Source organism: Pseudoalteromonas nigrifaciens (assembly GCF_002221505.1).
Classification (GTDB): Bacteria; Pseudomonadota; Gammaproteobacteria; order Enterobacterales; family Alteromonadaceae; genus Pseudoalteromonas; species Pseudoalteromonas nigrifaciens.
On sequence record NZ_CP011037.1, the window covers coordinates 510,333 to 528,693 of the forward strand.

General features: G+C 40.3%; 14 protein-coding genes and 2 pseudogenes. 5 read left to right on the plus strand and 11 right to left on the minus strand.

Annotated features, from left to right (window positions below; genetic code table 11):
• Positions 1–70: 70 nt before the first annotated feature.
• Positions 71–1,372 (plus strand): DEAD/DEAH box helicase, encoded by a 1,302-nt coding sequence (locus tag PNIG_RS18810; RefSeq protein ID WP_011330036.1) that lies wholly within the window; start codon positions 71–73, stop codon positions 1,370–1,372.
• Between the two features lie 91 nt (positions 1,373–1,463).
• On the opposite strand, the gene PNIG_RS18815 is transcribed toward PNIG_RS18810, so the two are convergent.
• Positions 1,464–3,074: an NAD(P)/FAD-dependent oxidoreductase gene (locus tag PNIG_RS18815; protein ID WP_089369253.1), complete on the minus strand. Its 1,611-nt coding sequence runs from the start codon at positions 3,072–3,074 to the stop codon at positions 1,464–1,466.
• Between the two features lie 194 nt (positions 3,075–3,268).
• Here PNIG_RS18815 and fdxA point away from each other — a divergent pair, with 194 nt between their 5' ends.
• The 3 genes and pseudogenes from fdxA to PNIG_RS20225 all read left to right on the plus strand — a co-directional run.
• Entirely contained in the window at positions 3,269–3,592 is a 324-nt protein-coding gene (gene fdxA / locus PNIG_RS18820; protein WP_011330038.1) for a ferredoxin FdxA, read from the plus strand.
• 146 nt (positions 3,593–3,738) lie between these two features.
• A pseudogene (locus PNIG_RS18825) lies at positions 3,739–5,984 on the plus strand (carbohydrate binding family 9 domain-containing protein).
• 101 nt (positions 5,985–6,085) lie between these two features.
• Positions 6,086–6,222, plus strand: a pseudogene (locus tag PNIG_RS20225) (EAL domain-containing protein); the annotation flags it as partial.
• A 63-nt stretch (positions 6,223–6,285) separates the two neighbouring features.
• Here the strand turns inward: PNIG_RS20225 and PNIG_RS18835 are convergent.
• From PNIG_RS18835 to PNIG_RS18870, 7 genes are all read right to left on the minus strand, one after another.
• A complete protein-coding gene (locus PNIG_RS18835) occupies positions 6,286–6,993 on the minus strand; it encodes a TorF family putative porin (RefSeq protein ID WP_089369254.1) in 708 nt (235 codons plus the stop codon).
• Between the two features lie 10 nt (positions 6,994–7,003).
• A complete protein-coding gene (locus PNIG_RS18840) occupies positions 7,004–8,221 on the minus strand; it encodes a BCCT family transporter (protein ID WP_058375019.1) in 1,218 nt (405 codons plus the stop codon).
• A 156-nt stretch (positions 8,222–8,377) separates the two neighbouring features.
• On the minus strand, positions 8,378–10,045 hold the full coding sequence (betA, locus tag PNIG_RS18845; protein ID WP_086995844.1) for a choline dehydrogenase: 1,668 nt from the start codon (positions 10,043–10,045) through the stop codon (positions 8,378–8,380).
• A gap of 12 nt (positions 10,046–10,057) precedes the next feature.
• Positions 10,058–11,521, minus strand: coding sequence for a betaine-aldehyde dehydrogenase (betB, locus tag PNIG_RS18850; RefSeq protein ID WP_089369334.1), 1,464 nt, complete (start codon positions 11,519–11,521; stop codon positions 10,058–10,060).
• Position 11,522: 1 nt separating this feature from the next.
• On the minus strand, positions 11,523–12,098 hold the full coding sequence (gene betI, locus PNIG_RS18855) for a transcriptional regulator BetI (protein ID WP_086995886.1): 576 nt from the start codon (positions 12,096–12,098) through the stop codon (positions 11,523–11,525).
• Between the two features lie 438 nt (positions 12,099–12,536).
• Positions 12,537–12,839, minus strand: coding sequence for a hypothetical protein (locus tag PNIG_RS18865; RefSeq protein ID WP_086995851.1), 303 nt, complete (start codon positions 12,837–12,839; stop codon positions 12,537–12,539).
• A complete protein-coding gene (locus tag PNIG_RS18870) occupies positions 12,839–13,096 on the minus strand; it encodes a DUF3081 domain-containing protein (protein ID WP_086995854.1) in 258 nt (85 codons plus the stop codon). The genes PNIG_RS18865 and PNIG_RS18870 overlap by 1 nt, the downstream gene beginning before the upstream one ends.
• Positions 13,097–13,242: 146 nt before the next feature.
• On the opposite strand from PNIG_RS18870, the gene PNIG_RS18875 reads away from it, so the two are divergent.
• Complete coding sequence (locus tag PNIG_RS18875) at positions 13,243–14,523, plus strand: flavohemoglobin expression-modulating QEGLA motif protein (RefSeq protein ID WP_089369256.1); 1,281 nt, start codon at positions 13,243–13,245, stop codon at positions 14,521–14,523.
• Positions 14,524–14,964: 441 nt separating this feature from the next.
• On the opposite strand, the gene PNIG_RS18880 is transcribed toward PNIG_RS18875, so the two are convergent.
• From PNIG_RS18880 to astA, 3 genes are read right to left on the minus strand one after another with little or no spacing between them, the layout of a single operon-like run.
• The gene (locus tag PNIG_RS18880; RefSeq protein WP_086995857.1) at positions 14,965–15,768 is read right to left on the minus strand and encodes a DUF1338 domain-containing protein; all 804 of its coding nucleotides are present in this window, start codon (positions 15,766–15,768) and stop codon (positions 14,965–14,967) included.
• A 48-nt stretch (positions 15,769–15,816) separates the two neighbouring features.
• Entirely contained in the window at positions 15,817–17,283 is a 1,467-nt protein-coding gene (gene astD, locus PNIG_RS18885) for a succinylglutamate-semialdehyde dehydrogenase (RefSeq protein WP_089369257.1), read from the minus strand.
• Between the two features lie 6 nt (positions 17,284–17,289).
• Positions 17,290–18,324 (minus strand): arginine N-succinyltransferase, encoded by a 1,035-nt coding sequence (gene astA / locus PNIG_RS18890; protein WP_011330052.1) that lies wholly within the window; start codon positions 18,322–18,324, stop codon positions 17,290–17,292.
• Positions 18,325–18,361: the final 37 nt, after the last annotated feature.

Genomic DNA, 18,361 nt, shown 5'->3' on the forward strand with positions numbered 1-18,361 from the left:
TGACTAACTGTTAGCACTTTTTTACTGTATAATTTGCGACCCTTGATAATGTGGCCGCAGGTTATATACCATGAATTTTAAATCTTTTAGTTTTGCTCCTGAACTTGTTCAGGCGTTAGACGAACTTAACTATCACACCCTTACGCCCATTCAGCGCGCAGCAATTCCTGCTGTTCGTAAAGGTAAAGACGTTTTAGCAAGTGCACAAACGGGGACGGGTAAAACCGCCGCGTTTGCGCTACCAATTATTCAAAAATTATTTGAGTCTGAAGTAAGCACTACTAATGCCCCGCATGCTTTAGTTTTAGCGCCTACGCGCGAACTTGCAGAGCAAATAGCAAATAACTTTAAAGACTTCGCAAAACACACTTCGTTAAAAGTAGTCAGCTTATTTGGCGGTGTTAACACCGCAGGCCAAGCTAATGCACTTAAAGAAGGTGTTGATATTGTAGTAGCAACGCCAGGGCGTTTACTTGATCATATTCGCTTAGGTAACTTAAGCCTTGCCAGCGTAAAGCACTTAGTACTTGATGAAGCCGACCGTATGCTCGATATGGGCTTTATTGAAGAGATGCAAGGCGTTATAAAAAGCTGCGCTGACGATCGTCAAATCTTGTTGTTTTCAGCCACTTTCCCAGCAGCAATTAAACAGTTTGCATCTAAAGTATTAAAACAGCCAGAAATAGTACGTGTTGATCAAACAAACAGTACTGCTAGCACTGTAGCGCATGTGGTTTACCCAGTTGAAGAGCGCCGTAAGCAAGAGCTGCTTTCTGAGCTAATTGGTAAGAAAAACTGGCAGCAAGTGTTAGTATTTGTAAACATGAAAGAAACAGCCGATGAGCTAGTAACAGAGCTTAACCTTGATGGTATTCCGGCTGCGGTTTGTCATGGCGATAAGTCACAAGGTAATCGTCGTCGTGCGCTGCGTGAATTTAAAGAAGGTAAAGTACGTGTATTAGTGGCAACAGAAGTTGCGGCGCGTGGTATTGATATTGATGGTTTACCGCGTGTAATTAATATTGACTTACCTTGGCTTGCAGAGGACTACGTACATCGTATTGGTCGTACTGGCCGCGCAGGTAAAGAAGGCCAAGCAATTTCGTTTGTAAGCCGTGAAGAAGAAAACATGTTGTTTGAAATTGAAACCTTAATTGGTCAAAAAATTAAACGTGTTTACTTAGAAGGCTATGCAGTAAGTAACCGTGAAGTATTAATTGATAAAATTGGCAAAAAGCCTGCACACTTACGTCGTACTCGTGCTAATAAGCCATCTGGTCAAGCAACTGGCGAAGCAAGAGCAGTAAATCGCTCACGTATTTCTAAAATACGTAAAAGCTTAAAAGGCGAAAAACTGTCGCTTAAAAAGTAATTAATAATGCGCTAACCTAATATGGTTATTTGCAGTTACAAAAAAACCTGAGCTTGCTCAGGTTTTTTTATGGCTTAATTTAATAAAACGCTTATTTTGCGTTTTCTAGCATTGAAAGCGCCACCGCTTCAGCGGCTTTAATACCATCAATACCTGCCGATAAAATACCACCGGCATAGCCTGCGCCTTCGCCAGAAGGGTAAAGCCCTTTAGTATTAATACTTTGAAGTGTTTTATCGCGCTTAATACTTACCGGCGAAGAGGTACGTGTTTCTACACCTGTTAGTAAGCCATCATTAGTTGAAAAACCACGAATTTGCTTATTAAATGCCGGAATTGCTTCACGCAGAGCATCAATTGCATATTTAGGTAATACATCGGCTAAATCGGTTAATTTAATACCCGGCGTATAAGATGATTGCACATCGCCTAAAGCTGATGACGATTTACCCTTTAAAAAGTCGCCAATAAGTTGTGCTGGCGCATCGTAATTACTGCCGCCAAGTTCGTATGCTTTTTTTTCAAGTTTACGTTGTAACTCAATACCCGCTAATGGGTGACCCGGGAAGTCTTGCTCTGGCGAAATACCTACAACAATAGCGCTGTTTGCATTGCGCTCACTACGAGAATATTGGCTCATACCATTGGTAACAACTAGGCCTTCTTCAGAGGTGGCTGCAACCACAGTCCCCCCTGGGCACATACAAAAACTATATACGGTACGGCCATTATCACAGTGGTGAACTAGTTTGTAATCAGCAGAGCCCAAAATGGGGTTACCTGCATTGTCACCAAAGCGGCACTCATCGATCATAGATTGCTTATGCTCGATCCTAAAGCCCACCGAAAATGGTTTAGCTTCCATGTAAATACCTTTTTTATATAGCATATCAAAGGTATCACGGGCACTGTGACCCACAGCAAGCACTACATGGCGGGTATTTAGCTGCTCGCCATTTGACAAGGTTAAGCCCGTTACTTGGCCGTCTTCTAAATGAATGTCGTCTACGCGAGTGCTAAAGCGAATTTCGCCGCCAAGTTCTACAATATGCGCGCGCATTTTTTCAATCATAGTTACCAGTTTAAAGGTTCCTATGTGTGGCTTACTTACGTATAAAATTTCTTCTGGCGCGCCAGCGGCAACAAACTCGGTAATAACTTTACGGCCATAATGTTTTGGATCTTTTACTTGGCTGTATAATTTTCCGTCGGAGAATGTACCTGCGCCGCCTTCACCAAATTGTACATTTGACTCGGTATTTAGTGCGCGCTTACGCCAAAAACCAAAGGTATCTTTAGTGCGCTCGCGTACTTCTTTACCACGCTCTAATATAATTGGCTTAAAGCCCATTTGTGCCAACACTAAACCTGCAAATAAACCACAAGGGCCAAAGCCAATTACGACAGGGCGCTCTTTTAAATCGTTATTTGCCTGGGCAACAAACTTATAAGCGGTGTCGGGTGCTACTTTTACATGCTGATCTTTGGCAAAAGTTGTGAGTAACTGCTCTTCGTTATCAACGCTTATATCTAAGGTATAAATAAGTAAAATAGCTGTTTTTTTACGGGCATCGTAACCACGTTTAAACACATTAAAACTATGTAACTGTTCTGGCGTTATTTTTAGCTTACTGACAATGGCATCTTTAATTGCATTTTCGTCATGATCTAGCGGTAGTTTTATCTCGGTTAAACGTATCATTTTGTCTCTTTTAGGTGTCTTAGCGGGCTTTTAATTACCGCTCACAATAAGGGGAGTAGCGCAAATAGCACCACAAAACATTAGGCGCTTATTTTACGTTAAATTACGCTATTATGGCACTTATATATTGTATTTTAGCCTTGGTTGGGTATGATCCGCCGTTGTCGTTATAAAACCTTAGGCATTGAACCATTATGGCATTTGTAGTCACCGAAAACTGTATTAAATGTAAGTACACAGATTGCGTATCAGTGTGCCCAGCAGATGCATTTTTTGAAGGCCCTAACTTTTTAGCTATAAGCCCAATTGATTGCATTGACTGTGGTTTATGCGTACCTGAATGTTCAGCTGATGCTATTTATCAAGAAGATGAATTACCAGAGTCACAACAAGAGTTTACCGAACTAAATGCCGAGCTTGCACTTATATGGCCACGCATTACGCAGGCAAAACCAGCCCCAGCCGATGCTGATGAGTGGAATGGTATTGCTGATAAACTCAAGCTTATTGAAACCTAATCGCTGCGCTTAAATACTTCTTTATTATTAATTAGTTAATGTTATGCAAAAAACTATTTGCAAGGTATTAACAAATCCATTGGTATAAACTACAATCCACGCCAGAAATTACTCTTATTGAGTAATTTAAGTCTAAATGGATGTTTATGCAGTACTTAATAATAATAAAAAAACAATCAGTGTTCTTTATTTTAAGCTTTTTCTTTCTTTTACTCACCACTCCAAGCGCGCTTGCCAATAAACAACACTATTCACTCACGCGTATTAATAAAAATATAACAGTAGATGGGGTAATGAATGAGGCACATTGGCAAGATGCCACGCGCATTGCATTGCAGTTTCAAGATGAACCAAATGAAAAAGGTACGCCACCGGTAAAAACCGATGCTTATATATACGAAGACGGCAGTAACTTATATGTAGCGTTTGTTGCACACGATCCTGACCCAACGCACATTCGCGCTGCACTGCGAGATCGCGATACTCTGTGGCAAGATGACACCGTGGCACTAGTAATTGATACCTTTAATGATGAGCGCTCTGGTTGTGAATTTTATGTGAACCCGCTAGGGGCTCAGGGCGATATTCGCATGACCGACACCGATGGCTGGCAACAAGACCTTTCTTGGAATGCCATTTGGGATAGCGCAGGCAAGGTTACTGAGCAAGGTTATGTGGTAGAAATGCGTATTCCTTTTAAAGCGCTGCGTTTTGCACAAAATAAAGAGCAATTAACCTGGGGTTTTGCCCTAATGCGCAATTATCAACGAGATGTGCTTTATCAGTTATCAAACATTGGGTTTGATCGCGATATTAAGTGCAGCCTTTGCCAGTTTGATAAACTTACCGGCTTTGAAAAAATAACGGCCAGCAAAAACCTGCAATTAACGCCTACTTTAACTGCGCTGCGTAACGATACCAAATCACAGTTACCGGGTGATTGGGAAAATGGCGATGTAAACGCCGAAGTGGGTATAGATTTACGCTGGGGCTTAAGCCAAGACGCCGTTATAAACGCCACTATAAATCCAGACTTCTCGCAAGTGGAAACCGACTCTCTGGCGCTGGATATTAATACCACTTACTCTATATACTATGAAGAAAAACGGCCGTTTTTTTTAGACGGTGCGTCATATTTTAAAAGTAGTTTATTTGAGCTTTTATATACTCGCACCATTGCAGAGCCTAATCTAGGCGCTAAATTAACCGGCAAAACAGCTAATCACAGTTATGCGGTGATGTTTGCCGATGACGACAATAGCAATATTTTACTGCCAACTAATCAGGGCTCAGGATTTGCAAGCTTAAACGAAAATACCAAAGTGGCAGTGGCGCGTTACCAGTACGATATTGGCCAGCAAGGCACTGTAGGGATTTCAAGTACGCATCGTGAAGGTGATGACTATCGCAATACGGTTTTATCAGTTGACGGTAGTTACTGGTTTAATCAATCAGACACCTTAAGTTATCAAGTTGCGAGCAGTGATACCCGCAACTCAGCATTTTTAGTTGAAAATTATAACCTGTCACAAACACAATCCGATCAAGCGTATGCAATTAAGCTCACCCGCGATAAACGCGATTATAAATTATTCGCAGAGTACGAAAATATTGGCGCAGATTATCGTGCCGATTTAGGCTATCAAGCTAAGGTCGATTACGAAAAAGTTATTTTAGGAGGCGGGCAAACCTGGTATCGAGATGAAAATGATTTAGTTACCTCTTGGTCATATGTAGCTGATTGGGATAAAACTTGGGCGAAAAATGGCGATTTACTTGAGCAAGAGTACGAAGGTTATTTAAGCTTTAAAGGCCAAAAACAGTCTATTTTCGAAATAGGGCTGATACATAGGTATGAAAATTATAACACTAATTTTTATAATCAAAACATTGGTTATATTTACAGCGGATTTAAACCAACAAAAGATCTTAGGCTGTCTTTGTATGTTGAATATGGGAGTCGCATTGACTACAGTAATGAGCAACTAGGTGACGCCTTTGATACCCAAACTCAAGCGGTGTGGGATATAAACAATCATTGGCAAGTTGACAAAAGCATAGCTACAGCCAATTAGACAACCCACAAGGGGAGCGTGTTTTTACAGCTAACCTAATTGATTTTAGGCTTTACTATAAATTTAATATGCGCTCAATGCTAAAGCTTATTTGGCAATTTGAAGATATTGATCGCAACGAAAATGCTTATTTTTATCAAGTGAACCAAACTAATAAAGATTACGGCAGCCAACTCGTTTATTCGTACAAAATTAATGCGCAAACATTATTTTACTTAGGGTATTCAGATAAAGGTTACCAAGATGATTCACTTAAAAGCTTAGAGCGCGACCAGCGCACCTTTTTTACTAAAGTCAGTTACGCATGGCAGCTTTAAGTAAGGTAAAAAACAACTCGAGTAGGGCTAGCAAGGATGATGGTTTGGATAAGTTTATCAACGCTTATAAAAGTAGATGCTTTAATAATTTAATAGCTTGAAAACTATGTAAAAAGGGTATTACGATTGCCATTGATGATTTTGCACTGGTTTTAGCTTTGTAAGTACTTTGGCTGATTTACCTATACATGTGATTAAAATTGCTCGATCTTTTATTACTCAAGCAAATAAAAGTAAAAATGCCACTTAACTTAAGTGGCATTTTTTTGCTAAGTAATAGCATTCATTTAATTAATTAAGTTTATAAATTAAACGTACGTGATACGGCCAACACCAGGCGCTCATCTGTGTAGTCGTAATCTAAGCTGGTGTTCTCGGCGGCAACTTCAATATTAAAGCCTTCATAGCTAGTTTTGTATGCTAAGCGGTAATGGTTGTAAGATTTTTTTTCATTGCTATCCCACGCGTATTTTTTACCGTCTAATGAGTTTGAAATATCAAAACTTGCACGTAACGCATGGTTAGGTGCTAACTCATATGTATGCGCTATTTGTGATATAACATGCCCTGCGCCGCTGCCAAAGTAGTCCCAGCTGTACCAAAAGTTAAGCTCTGTTTGGCCATAATCACTCGCATAGCCAAATTTTGTATAGGCTTCGCCATAATTAAAATCACTGCTGTCACCTTGATACGTATAATAAGCAATACCGTAATCTAGACTAACCTGTTCGTTAAGTTGCATAAAACGCCCAACGTAAGCGTCAAGCTCAAAGTCTATATCGTCGAGACCAATAATATCTACGTTAGAGGCCCAAATACCCGCATACACACCGTTATCAAATGCATAATCAAGGCTTGCTTGAATTGCTGGGTCACTGTCGGTTTGGGATACACCATTAAAAGTATAGTCAGAAGCTGCAGTAATAGTTGTTGACCAATTAGCCGCTGCAGTTGTAGATAAAAGTGTAAAAGGTAAAGCGATAAAAAGTTGTTTTAGTTTATTATTCATAATGTTGTTCCTAGCTCATATTTTCAATTTTGGTGTAATCAATTTTGTTTGCTTTTGGTGAGCCTATAATGTCGTTCACCGTTTTTAATTTGTTGTAGCCAATATAAGCAATACAAATAAAGAACAAGGCAATAACTAATGCGCCAACCCATTGAATTTGCAAAAACTCTAACTTAAATAGTAATGTTAACAACGACAAAGCAACAATATTCATGGTTAAGTATTTAAATTTACCTAAGCGTTTAACCGTCAAGTTTAAGTTATCTGTGTATAACCGGATAAGCGAATCAAGAGAGTTAATTACAAAAATAATACCAACAAATACCATGGCAAAGTTTTTAATACCTTCGGTAGGAATACCAGCTTCGTGGTAGTGATAAAGCACACTAAACCAGATAGCAATTGGAATTGATGGGAAAATCAACATTGCAGCCAATACCTGGTAAGTTCTTAATCCACCGACAAAACGTGCAGTAAATTGACCTATCATAATGCTCCATGCAAACCACCAAAATAAATAAAACTCATGGTAGTCATTTAGCGGTAAAACAAATTCATTAATATTGGCAAAATAAGTACCAATAGCGCCTAAGTTATTCGAAAAGGCAGACAATTCACTGTCACCAAATACAAATGCACCCGCCCACATAAAGGCAATGAGCGCTAAAAACATCCAAGTAGTAGAAATACTTAAAATACGTACATACTTAATGTCGGTACTCGAGTAGGCAGCAAACGATATTGCAGCCAACACAATTAAATAAAACACCGGAATAACACTTGAGCCATCGCCTAAATCGGGTAAGTACCAAGGTAAATTAGTCAGTAGTAAGTAAGCAGTAAATGCACAGGTGCCAATGATGACAACGTTATTAATAAACTTAACCCAAGGAATGTCGAAAAATTTAACTTTAGGTTCTATTACACAGAAATAAAAGCACGTAAGAAAGTAAAATCCCCAGATTAAAAACCCCCAATAGCCAAACTCAATAGCTAGCGGATTGGCAAATGCGTACTCTGGGCTTGCTTTTATGTCTGCATAACCGGCAAATTCGGTTAACGGAAACATAATAAGGCCAACATCTAGGCCTGAGGTAAATAATATGGCTATAAAGGTAAATGTTCTAACAGGCGTTACGCCAACAACACGTACATTGCCCCATTTAAATAAAATAGCGATTACAGCTAATAAGGTGAAAATAATCCCAGCACTAAGCCAAATAGTCATTATCGCCCTCCCAAAATAAATAAAAGTAATTCATAAATACTCCGTTTATTGTTTTTTCTCGCGTTAACACAACATAACCAATTTATATCGTGAGCCACGGCGAGCCTCACAAAGGGTTAACTACCTAAGTAGCTAAACCTTTGCCAGTGGCTTAATTTATATCTTGCTATTACGTTGTGTTGTTTGCCAGTTAGCGCTCATTGCTACAGATGCATTGAGTTTTGCTAGTGGCTTATTACCTAAAATAATATCAGCGGCTTTTTCGGCCACCATAATGGTAGGGCCGTTTAAGTTACCGTTTGGTATGGTTGGAAATATAGATGAGTCAACTACACGTAAACCTGCAATCCCATGTACTTGAGTGTTTGAATTAACGACTGCCAGTTCATCTTCACCCATTTTGCAAGAGCAAGAAGGGTGATAAGCGCTTTCAACCGTTTGACGTACAAAGGCATCTATTTCTGCATCGGTTTGAATATGCTTACCTGGCTGAATTTCTTCATCGCGATAATCATCAAAGGCACTTTGCTCAATAATTTCACGAGTTAGGCGTACACAGGCTCTAAAGCCTTCAATGTCATCTTGATGTTGTAGGTAATTAAACACAATTTTAGGTGGTTGCTCAGGATCAGCCGATGCAATAGTAACGCTGCCGCGGCTTTTTGGCTTGTTATGACCTACATGTACTTGAAAGCCATGGCCGTCAAAGGCACTGCGTCCGTCGTAGCGCATTGCGGCAGGTAAAAAATGGTATTGCAAATCCGGCCATTCAACTCCAGGCTTAGAGCGAATAAAAGCACATGATTCAAAGTGATTTGTAGCGCCCAGTCCCTTGCGGGTTAATAACCAACGTGCACCAATTAAACCTTTTGAAATTAACCCTAATTTACCGTTTAAGGTAATAGGTTGTTTGCACTTATATTGAAAGTAAAACTCAAGATGATCTTGTAAGTTTTGCCCTACACCGGGTAAATGGTGTTTTACCTCAATGCCTGCTTTTTTAAGCACCTCGCTATCGCCAATACCCGATAGCTGTAAAATATGTGGCGAGCCAATAGAGCCGGCGCTTAATATCACTTCTTTTGCAGCAACAGCGGTTTTAACTTCGCCATTTACTTTGTATTCAATACCAGTGGCTTTTTTGCCCTCTAAAACAACGCGCTGGGCAAGTGCATCGGTAACAATAGTTAAATTACTACGCGATTTAACAGGGTCTAAATATTCACGCGCGGCTGAGCTACGTACACCGTCTTTTACCGTCATGTGCATTGGCCCAAAGCCTTCTTGCTGCGAGGCATTGTAGTCGTAAGTGTGTGCGTAACCCGCTTCAATGCCCGCTTTAATAAAGGTGCTGTACAAAGGGTTTTTCATTTCGTTACCGTTATTAACGCCCAGCGGGCCTTTACCGCCACGGTACTTATTTTCACCTAAGTAAAAGCTTTCTGCTTTTTGAAAATACGGTAAACAAGACTGATAATCCCAGCCGTTTGCGCCATTGTGTTGCCATTCGTCAAAGTCTTTTGCATGGCCGCGTACATACACCATGCCATTAATAGATGACGAACCACCGAGTACTTTACCGCGCGGACAATGCATTTCTCGGTTGTCTAAATGCGGCTCAGGTTGGGTATGAAACTGCCACGCGTACTTATCGCTATTCATTGGAATAGAAAGCGCGGTAGGCATTTTTATAAAAATGCTTTTATCACTGCCACCCGTTTCTAGTAGTAATACACGGGTGTTTTTATCGGCCGATAAGCGATTTGCTAACACGCAACCTGCAGAGCCTGCGCCCACAATAATATAGTCATACGAATTACTCATAATCAGTATCCTTTAAAATGGGCTTTCTATGTCGGCCATACCAACATAAACAGATTTAGTTTGGGTATAAGTATCGAGGGTTTCTATGCCGTTTTCGCGGCCAATGCCCGATTGCTTGTAACCACCCACTGGCATTTCTGCAGGCGAGTTACCATACGCGTTAATCCAACAAATACCCGCTTGTAGTTGATGAATAACACGGTGTGCACGCTTAATGTCGCTAGTAAATACACCTGCAGCTAGACCAAGGTGAGTGCCGTTTGCACGTTTAATCACATCGTCTTCGTCATCAAATACCAGCACGCTCATTACTGGGCCAAATATTTCTTCTTTGACTATGGTCATGTCATCGTTGCAATCAATAAACACAGTAGGGGCAACAAAATAGCCGTTAGGTGCAGATGCAGGTGAAAGTGTTGTACCACCTGTTAGTAGCGTTGCGCCCTCTGCAATACCTTTATTAACGTAGCTCATTACTAAGTCTTGATGCTTTTTAGAAATTAGCGCGCCAAAGTTAGTATTTAAATCTTGAGGATCGCCGGCAATAATATTTTGTTCAGTACGGGTTTTAAGCTCATCAATAAATTGTTGATATACATTTTTATGAACATAAATACGGGTACAATTAGTACACACTTCGCCTTGAGTATAAAAGTTGCCTAACATTGCAGCACTTACTGCTTGTTCAATATTGGCATCATCAAATACAATTAATGGCGACTTACCACCAAGCTCCATGGTGACATCTTTTAAAGATCCCGCAGCGCTCGCAACTACCTTTTTACCTGTACCCACTTCGCCAGTAAACGACACTTTATCTATATTAGTATGCTGTGTTAGCCATTGGCCTACATCGCCTGCGCCTTGTACTACATTAAATACACCTGCGGGTACGCCAGCTTCTACAAAAATTTCAGCTAGCTTAATTGCGCCAAGTGGTGTTTCTTCCGATGGTTTAAAAATAAACGCATTACCAGCGGCAAGAGCAGGGCCCGATTTCCAACAGGCAATTTGTAGCGGGTAGTTCCACGCACCAATACCAGCGCAAATACCTAAAGGCTCTTTACGGGTATAGTAAAAGTCGCTGCCAACCATTTGTTGTTGGCCAACTTGTGCCGGTGCTAAACCAGCAAAGAATTCAATAACATCAGCGCCTGTTTCAATATCTACACAGTTTGCTTCTTGCATTGGTTTGCCGGTATCAAGTACCTCTACCAGCGCTAGCTCATCATTGCGCTCGCGTAAAATTGCTACGGCCTTGAGTAAAATGCGACTGCGCTCAATAGGCGACATGGCCGACCACTGCGCAAAACCTTGCTTTGCACTTGCAATGGCAGCGTTTTGAATAAACTCGTCAGCAATTTCTACTGCATAAATAACTTCACCCGTAGCAGGGTTAGTTACATCAAATGTTTTGCCGCTTTTATTTGCAAGGAAGTGGCCGTTAATAAAATTTTGATAGACAGGTGTTGTCACGCTAGGCTCCATATTGCTTGATGAGTGAATGCACATAACTTTTTGCTAGCTTTTCACTGTGATTAAACTGATGTTCGTTTGATTTACTAAGTACTGCGCGTAACCATAGGCCGTCGATCATGGCGGCGCTAAGTTCGGCAGCTTGTTTTGCTTGCTCAGTGGGCATTAATTGCTTAAATGAAAATGCTAAATTACTTTGCAAGCGTTTGCTGTTTACATTTTGTAGCCGGTGTAATTCGGCATCGTGCATTGATTGTGCCCAAAAGCTCAACCAAGTTCGTGTAGTGTCTGAGCGCTGTTGCACAAGTGCAAAGTTAGCTTCAATAATAAACATTAAGCGCTGCGTCGCGTTGGTATTTGCTTCAAGCTTGCAAACAAGCTCCTGTTTTAAACTCGTAAGTAAATACCTGACCGTTGCTTCAATTAATCCCTGCTTACCACCAAAGTAATGACTAATAATGCCAGAGGATAATCCCGCATTTTTACTAATACTGTTAATAGTGGTTGCTTGTAAACCGCGCTGTGCAACCGACTCAATTGTTGCGTCAATTAGCTGCTGACGTCTTATAGGTTCCATTCCAACTTTAGGCATATTTATTATTAATTGACCGTTCAATAAACATAAGCTTAAGGTAATAGCTCTAACAATTCAAGGCGCAGGTAAATGATCGGATGCCTAAATGTAGATGAAATATTAACAAAAAAGGTAATCTAGCATACGTAAATAACAAACAATTAATTTAATTTATATTATTTAAAAACAATAGTTTACGCGTTGTTTTATAGTGAGGTAAGTGAGGGTTATTTTTACTAAGAAATAAAATGTAAATAATTTCAAATAATATGCTTAGTACGGTAATCATTAGAGCACTAACGGTATGTGTTGCTGTTTATATAGCCAAAATTGCAATGGATATAATTATAACAACAGGCTGGTTTTATAAAGTTAATGTAAATATAGCAAAGCAAGAAGGGTTAATATATATACAAAGCAGAGGTATTGTTACAGCTTTATTTAAGGCGTTAATATACCTTTGAACAAAAGAGGATAACGCCTAAGACGATTTCCAATGTAGTCATCGGCCATAATTTGTGCGCAAATTTCATCCACGTTATTACATGCTGCAAACACCCAGTCAAATCGCTCAATAGCGAGAAGAAAGCCTTTTTTTAAATGAGTTTGGGTGCGGTAGTAAGCTAGGTTGTGGCGAATAATTTCGAGCTTGTGCGGATTAGCTTCAAGCTCAATAATTACTTGCGTAATAAAGGAAGTATTGAGCTTGCTAGTGGCGCGTTTTTTAAGCCTGGGTGGCAGCATTAGGTTTCATTGGCAATATTGTGTAATTTTTTTAAAAAGTCATCTTTTTGTTTTTCATGTTCGTAATCAAGATGATACGTATTATGAAAACCAAAGCGCAGTTCTACCCCGCTGCCTTGTAAATAAATGGTATAACCGTCTGCGTCTGAATACGCGGTAACGCCTTGATAATGCTTAGCATCATCCTGCATTTCGCCGCGTTGTATTATGCGTTCATACACAGCTAAAATTTGCTTGTTGTCGATTTCATTTTTCATTAATTAATCCTTAACTTTGCAAGTGTATACGTATTAGATATGTGGCCCGATCATCTTAAAAACAATGGTTAAAAAATGATGATATTACTTTGTAATTTGGTTATTTTAAATTATGCTCACAATTCATTATTTGTTGAGCTTACACCATGATAGACAAGGCGTTACTACTTAAAACTCGTGAATTATCAGATCAATTAGTTGCCCTGCAAACACCTATAAGAATACTGGATGCGATTAATTGGGATAAACAAATTAAAGAAGAATTTTTTAGACAAAAATGTCAAAAAAATCCAGTTATCGATCGTGCATATTATCAGCAGCGCGATTTAGGATTTGTGCCCAGCGAACTACGCCAAGCGTTTTCTACTTTGCAGCGTAACATTATTAACCAGTTAGGACAGCTAAACCCAATAGCTCAATATATGGGAAAAATGTGCAGCGAGTATAAAACCGTATTAAGCATGCTGGAATATCGAGGAACGCCTGAATTTCATGACCTATCAGTAGAGCTATTTGGGCACCCTAAAGATTTGTTTCATGCTGGTGAGCCTTCACTTACTGAGCTGGCAAACATGTTAGAGCGGCCGCTTAAAAACTTATTAATTGCCGATATACTGCCAGACGATCCTAAAAATATAGCAGCAAGCGATGCTGTGCGTATTTTATCTGAGCAAGTTAATGCCAGTATGGTAGGGATCAACGTAGAGGTAATGCTAAGCGATGGCATAGTGAGCGATGCAGCAGCTGGGGCTAATAATGTTAAGCTAAATAAAGATGTGAAGTTTTCGCAGCGTGAACTCGATATTCTAGAAGTGCACGAAGGCTGGATACATGTAGGCACGACGCAAAATGGCCTAGCGCAACCTTACTTAACCTGTTTAAGTAAAGGCACGCCAAGCTCAACAGTGACCCAAGAGGGCCTTGCGGTATTAACCGAAATTATTACCTTAAAATCAACACCACGGCGCTTATCTAAATTAGTTAACCGTATTCAAGCGGTAACCAAGGTAATTGATGGTGCTGAATTTGTTGACATTTACCGCGATTATGTAGCGCAAGGATTATCGCAAGATGAAAGCTATACTTTAGCTCAGCGTGTATTTAGGGGCAGTACACCCACAGGTTTGCCGTTTACTAAAGACATTGCCTACATTAAAGGCTTTGTTTTGGTGTACAACTTGATTCGGGTTGCCATACAACTGGGCCGAATTGATCAACTGCCTTTATTATTGGTGGGAAAAATATCGATTGATGACTTTAGGCTGATTACGCAACTGCATAGTTTAGGAGTAATCGAATCGCCTAAGTTTGTACCGCCACACTTTAAAGACTTACGCGGTTTAGCAACTTGGCTCAGTTTTGGGCGCTTTATTGGTGACTTGTCGTTTGAACAATTAGAAAACGATTATAAGCCGCTGTTTTTATAATAACCACAGAGAGCTTGTCTCCCTTAAAGCAAAAAAACGCAGTTGGAATGAGCAACTGCGTTTAAGTATATAGTTACAAGCCAACGTAACTATAGTTGAGGAAAGTTTGCTAGTAATTAGCCAGGTAAAACTTGGCTGTATAGTTGCTGATTTGCCTTGCTACAAACTAGGTCTGTAATCTACTCGGATTGATTATAATCAAGAAACGGCGAAATAATAAAACGTGTTTTTAATTGGTGCAATAGTTAATTTTAAATAACGTGGAATTAATTTAAGTTAATATAAAACAGTAGTTTGGGTTGTTAATTTAAATCATCTTATCGATAAGTGAAATTAATCGAAGCGCCATTACGTTAGTAAATCTCTTCACCAGAGTTGATGTTAAATAGGCATAAAAAAAGCCCTTTACGGGCTTTTTAAAAGTAACTAAATACAGGCTAGTTAGCGCGCATTGGTACTTTCAAAAATTTTATCGGCAGAGGCTGCTACAAACCCGGTGTAAAGCTCGCCATCGGCTTTAGGATAGCGAATAGCAAACTCATAAAAACAGCTAGGAATGCTCATTTCACCATCGCTAAAGCTCACTGAGTACTCATCAGCAAGGGTTGACGATTGCTCAAGTAATACCTCTGGCGAGCCTTTTACTTCGCCGCCTGAGCTGTTAAGTGTAAAGCCTGCATCTTTTAGTGCTTGGTTAACATCTTCAATATTATCAAACTTATCAAGGGTATTAATATTTACCGTAAAGTGATTAGCTCGATAACCCCATGCCGACATCCACGCTGCATATTCGCTCTCGGCAAGAAGTTGTTTATAAGTGTCTGTGCTTACTTGCCAGTGCGTGCCTGAGTATAAAAAGTTATCGGCAGTCACTGCGCTTTCGTCAATTTGGCTTACCATATCATTTACAATTGCTTGTAACTCAGGAGAGCATTTATCGACCAACAACTCAGAAATAAATACTTTTGGCTGTGTTAAATCGCTATGCTCGTAGTGCTTTGCGTATAGTTTTTTAGCTTCAAAGTGATACTCACCGCATTCTTTATAACCTAAAGCTAAAAAGTGTGCTGCCAGCTTTTCTAAGCCCACTTTTTCAATGTTAAAGGTACGCAGAGCAATATGATCGTTAATAATGTCATCTTTTTGCGTTGAACCTAATAGATCATGAATTTTGTCTGCCGATGGCGTTACGTTTAAGTAGTTTTGCCATAGGTTATCAAATAATGTATTTACATCAGTATGCATTTTAAATCCTTAAATTTTGTTATATACCTAACGTTAGTTAAGTTGTATTTATTCAATTATTAAGCCCGGCGCGAGGGTTTGCGGTAAGGTTACTTTGTCTGATTCAACAGAAGCTACCGGGTAGGCGCAATAATCGGCAGCGTAATAGGCGCTTGCTCTGTGATTACCACTTGCGCCAATGCCACCAAATGGTGCAGCGCTAGACGCACCGGTAATGGGGCGATTCCAGTTAACAATGCCAGCACGAATACGCTTTAAAAAATGGCTATAATCGTGTTCGCTATCGGCTAGTAAGCCGGCAGATAAACCAAAGCTGGTGTTATTTGCCTCATTAATGGCGCTGTCAAAATCGCTGTAACGGTATACTTTTATTAATGGCCCAAAATGCTCTTCATCTGGCATATCGCTAACATTAGTTACATCAATAATACCTGGACTGACAAAACCAGTGCCTGGTTTTAATTGCTTAAGTTCAACTAAAACCTCAGCGCCTTTTGCGACAAGTTCATTTTGCGCAGCCACCATACCTAATGCTGCTTTTTCGCTGATCATAGCACCCATAAATGGCTGTTCTGTTGCAAAGCTGTCATCAACTACAATATTGTTAGTGGCGCTAATAAGCTTAGCTAAAATGGCATCGCCATTACTCGACTTTTCAATAAATACACGGCGTGCACACGTACAGCGTTGGCCTGAGGTAATAAAGCCTGATTGAATAATGTCGTGTACTGCGGCGCTAATATCGTTTACGTCTTTAATTATAAGCGGGTTATTGCCGCCCATTTCAAGCGCTAAAATTTTACCCGGATGGCCAGCAAACTGTTTATGTAATAAATGACCCGTATTAGAACTACCGGTAAAAAATAAGCCATCTATGTCTTGGTGAGCGGCCAATGCCTTACCTGTTTCAATTTCGCCTTGTACTAGGTTAATTACACCAGCAGGTAAACCTGCTTTTAACCACAGCGATAAAGTAAATTGTGCTACATGAGGAGTAAGCTCAGAGGGTTTAAATACCACAGTGTTACCCGCTAAAATAGCTGGCACAATATGCCCGTTAGGCAAGTGCCCCGGGAAGTTATAAGGGCCAAAAATAGCCACTACACCGTGCGGTTTATGCCTAATAAATGCTTTAGCACCAGGCATTGGGTTTTCTGTGGTGCCGGTGCGCTCATTATATGCTTTTACCGAAATAGCGACTTTACCTGTCATCGCACCTACTTCAGTACGGGTTTCCCATAAAGGTTTCCCGGTTTCTTGGGCAATAATAACGGCAAACTCTTCGCTGTGTTCTTTTAGTTGTGCAGCAAAGTTTTCTAGTATAGTAATGCGCTGCTCAAGCGGGGTATCGGCCCATTGTAACTGCGCTGCTCTTGCTGCTTTTATTGCGCTATTTACTTGCTCAGTACTGGCGCCATTACCTTGCCAAATTGTTTCGCCATTGCTTGGATTAATTGAGGCAAACGCGGGGCCTTGGCCTGCTTGCCATTGGTTATTTATAAGTTGTGTATTCATATATATTTACAGACGAAAGAATCGTGCTGCATCTCCTTGGCTTAACTTAAGTGCATCAGCCACTGCTTGGCTAATGATTAACGTATGCTTTGCATGATTATAATGCGCGTGTTTAGTAAATGTAGCTCTAAAGTCACTCACACCATGATTACAAATAGCGAGCGTGTCGGAACTGTTTTGTGTTATGTGCTCAAGTTCACCTATGGTAATAGGGCACACTTGAGACTCGCGAATACTGCGAATATTACCTAGCTTAGCTTCTACAGTGGGGCCGGCATCAAATAAGTCAACATAGCCGCGATGCTCAAAACCTTCTTTTTCGAGGAGTTTAAGCGCGGGTTTGGTTTTTTCATGAACATGACCGATCACAGCTTGGGCTTTTTTACTCAGTAAATTTACGTAAATAGGGTACTTAGGCATGAGCTCGCTAATAAACACCTTGTCGCCTAAACCGACTAAATGATCAGCTTGTGGAAACTCAATACTAAAAAAGTGCTCTTGTAGCCATTGCCAAAATGGTGAGTGGCCATGCTCGTCGCTTACACCGCGCATCTCGGCAATGACGGTATCGGCAAAGCGTTCGCTGTGCTGCGCCATAAACAAAAAGCGCGAGCGCGATAAAAAGCGTCCAGTTAAGCCTGTACGGCTGTCTTCACGTAAAAATAAAGTGCATATTTCAGAGCAACCCGTGTAGTCGTTACACATGCTCAAAATATCAACTGTATTATATACATTTAGTGTAGGCGAGTGATGCACTGTTTTACCTAAATGATAATGATATAGCGGCACAGTTAAGCCTACAGCGGCTTCTATTGCGGTTGTGCCAATCACTTTACCTGTTTCACTGTCTTCTAAAACAAATAAATAGCTCTCGTCCAATGGTTTATTAATGTTTTTAGCAAAGCTTTTTTCAGCGCGGTCAATTTTTTCTTTTAGCTGGGTGTCATCCACGGGCAAAGAGGTAAACCCATGCCCAGACTCTATTGCTATTTGCTTAAGCGCATCAAAGTCGTTGGCTGTAATAGGACGTAATACTTGCATTAATTACTTGCTCCAATAGCACGCCCAAAGGCGTGCT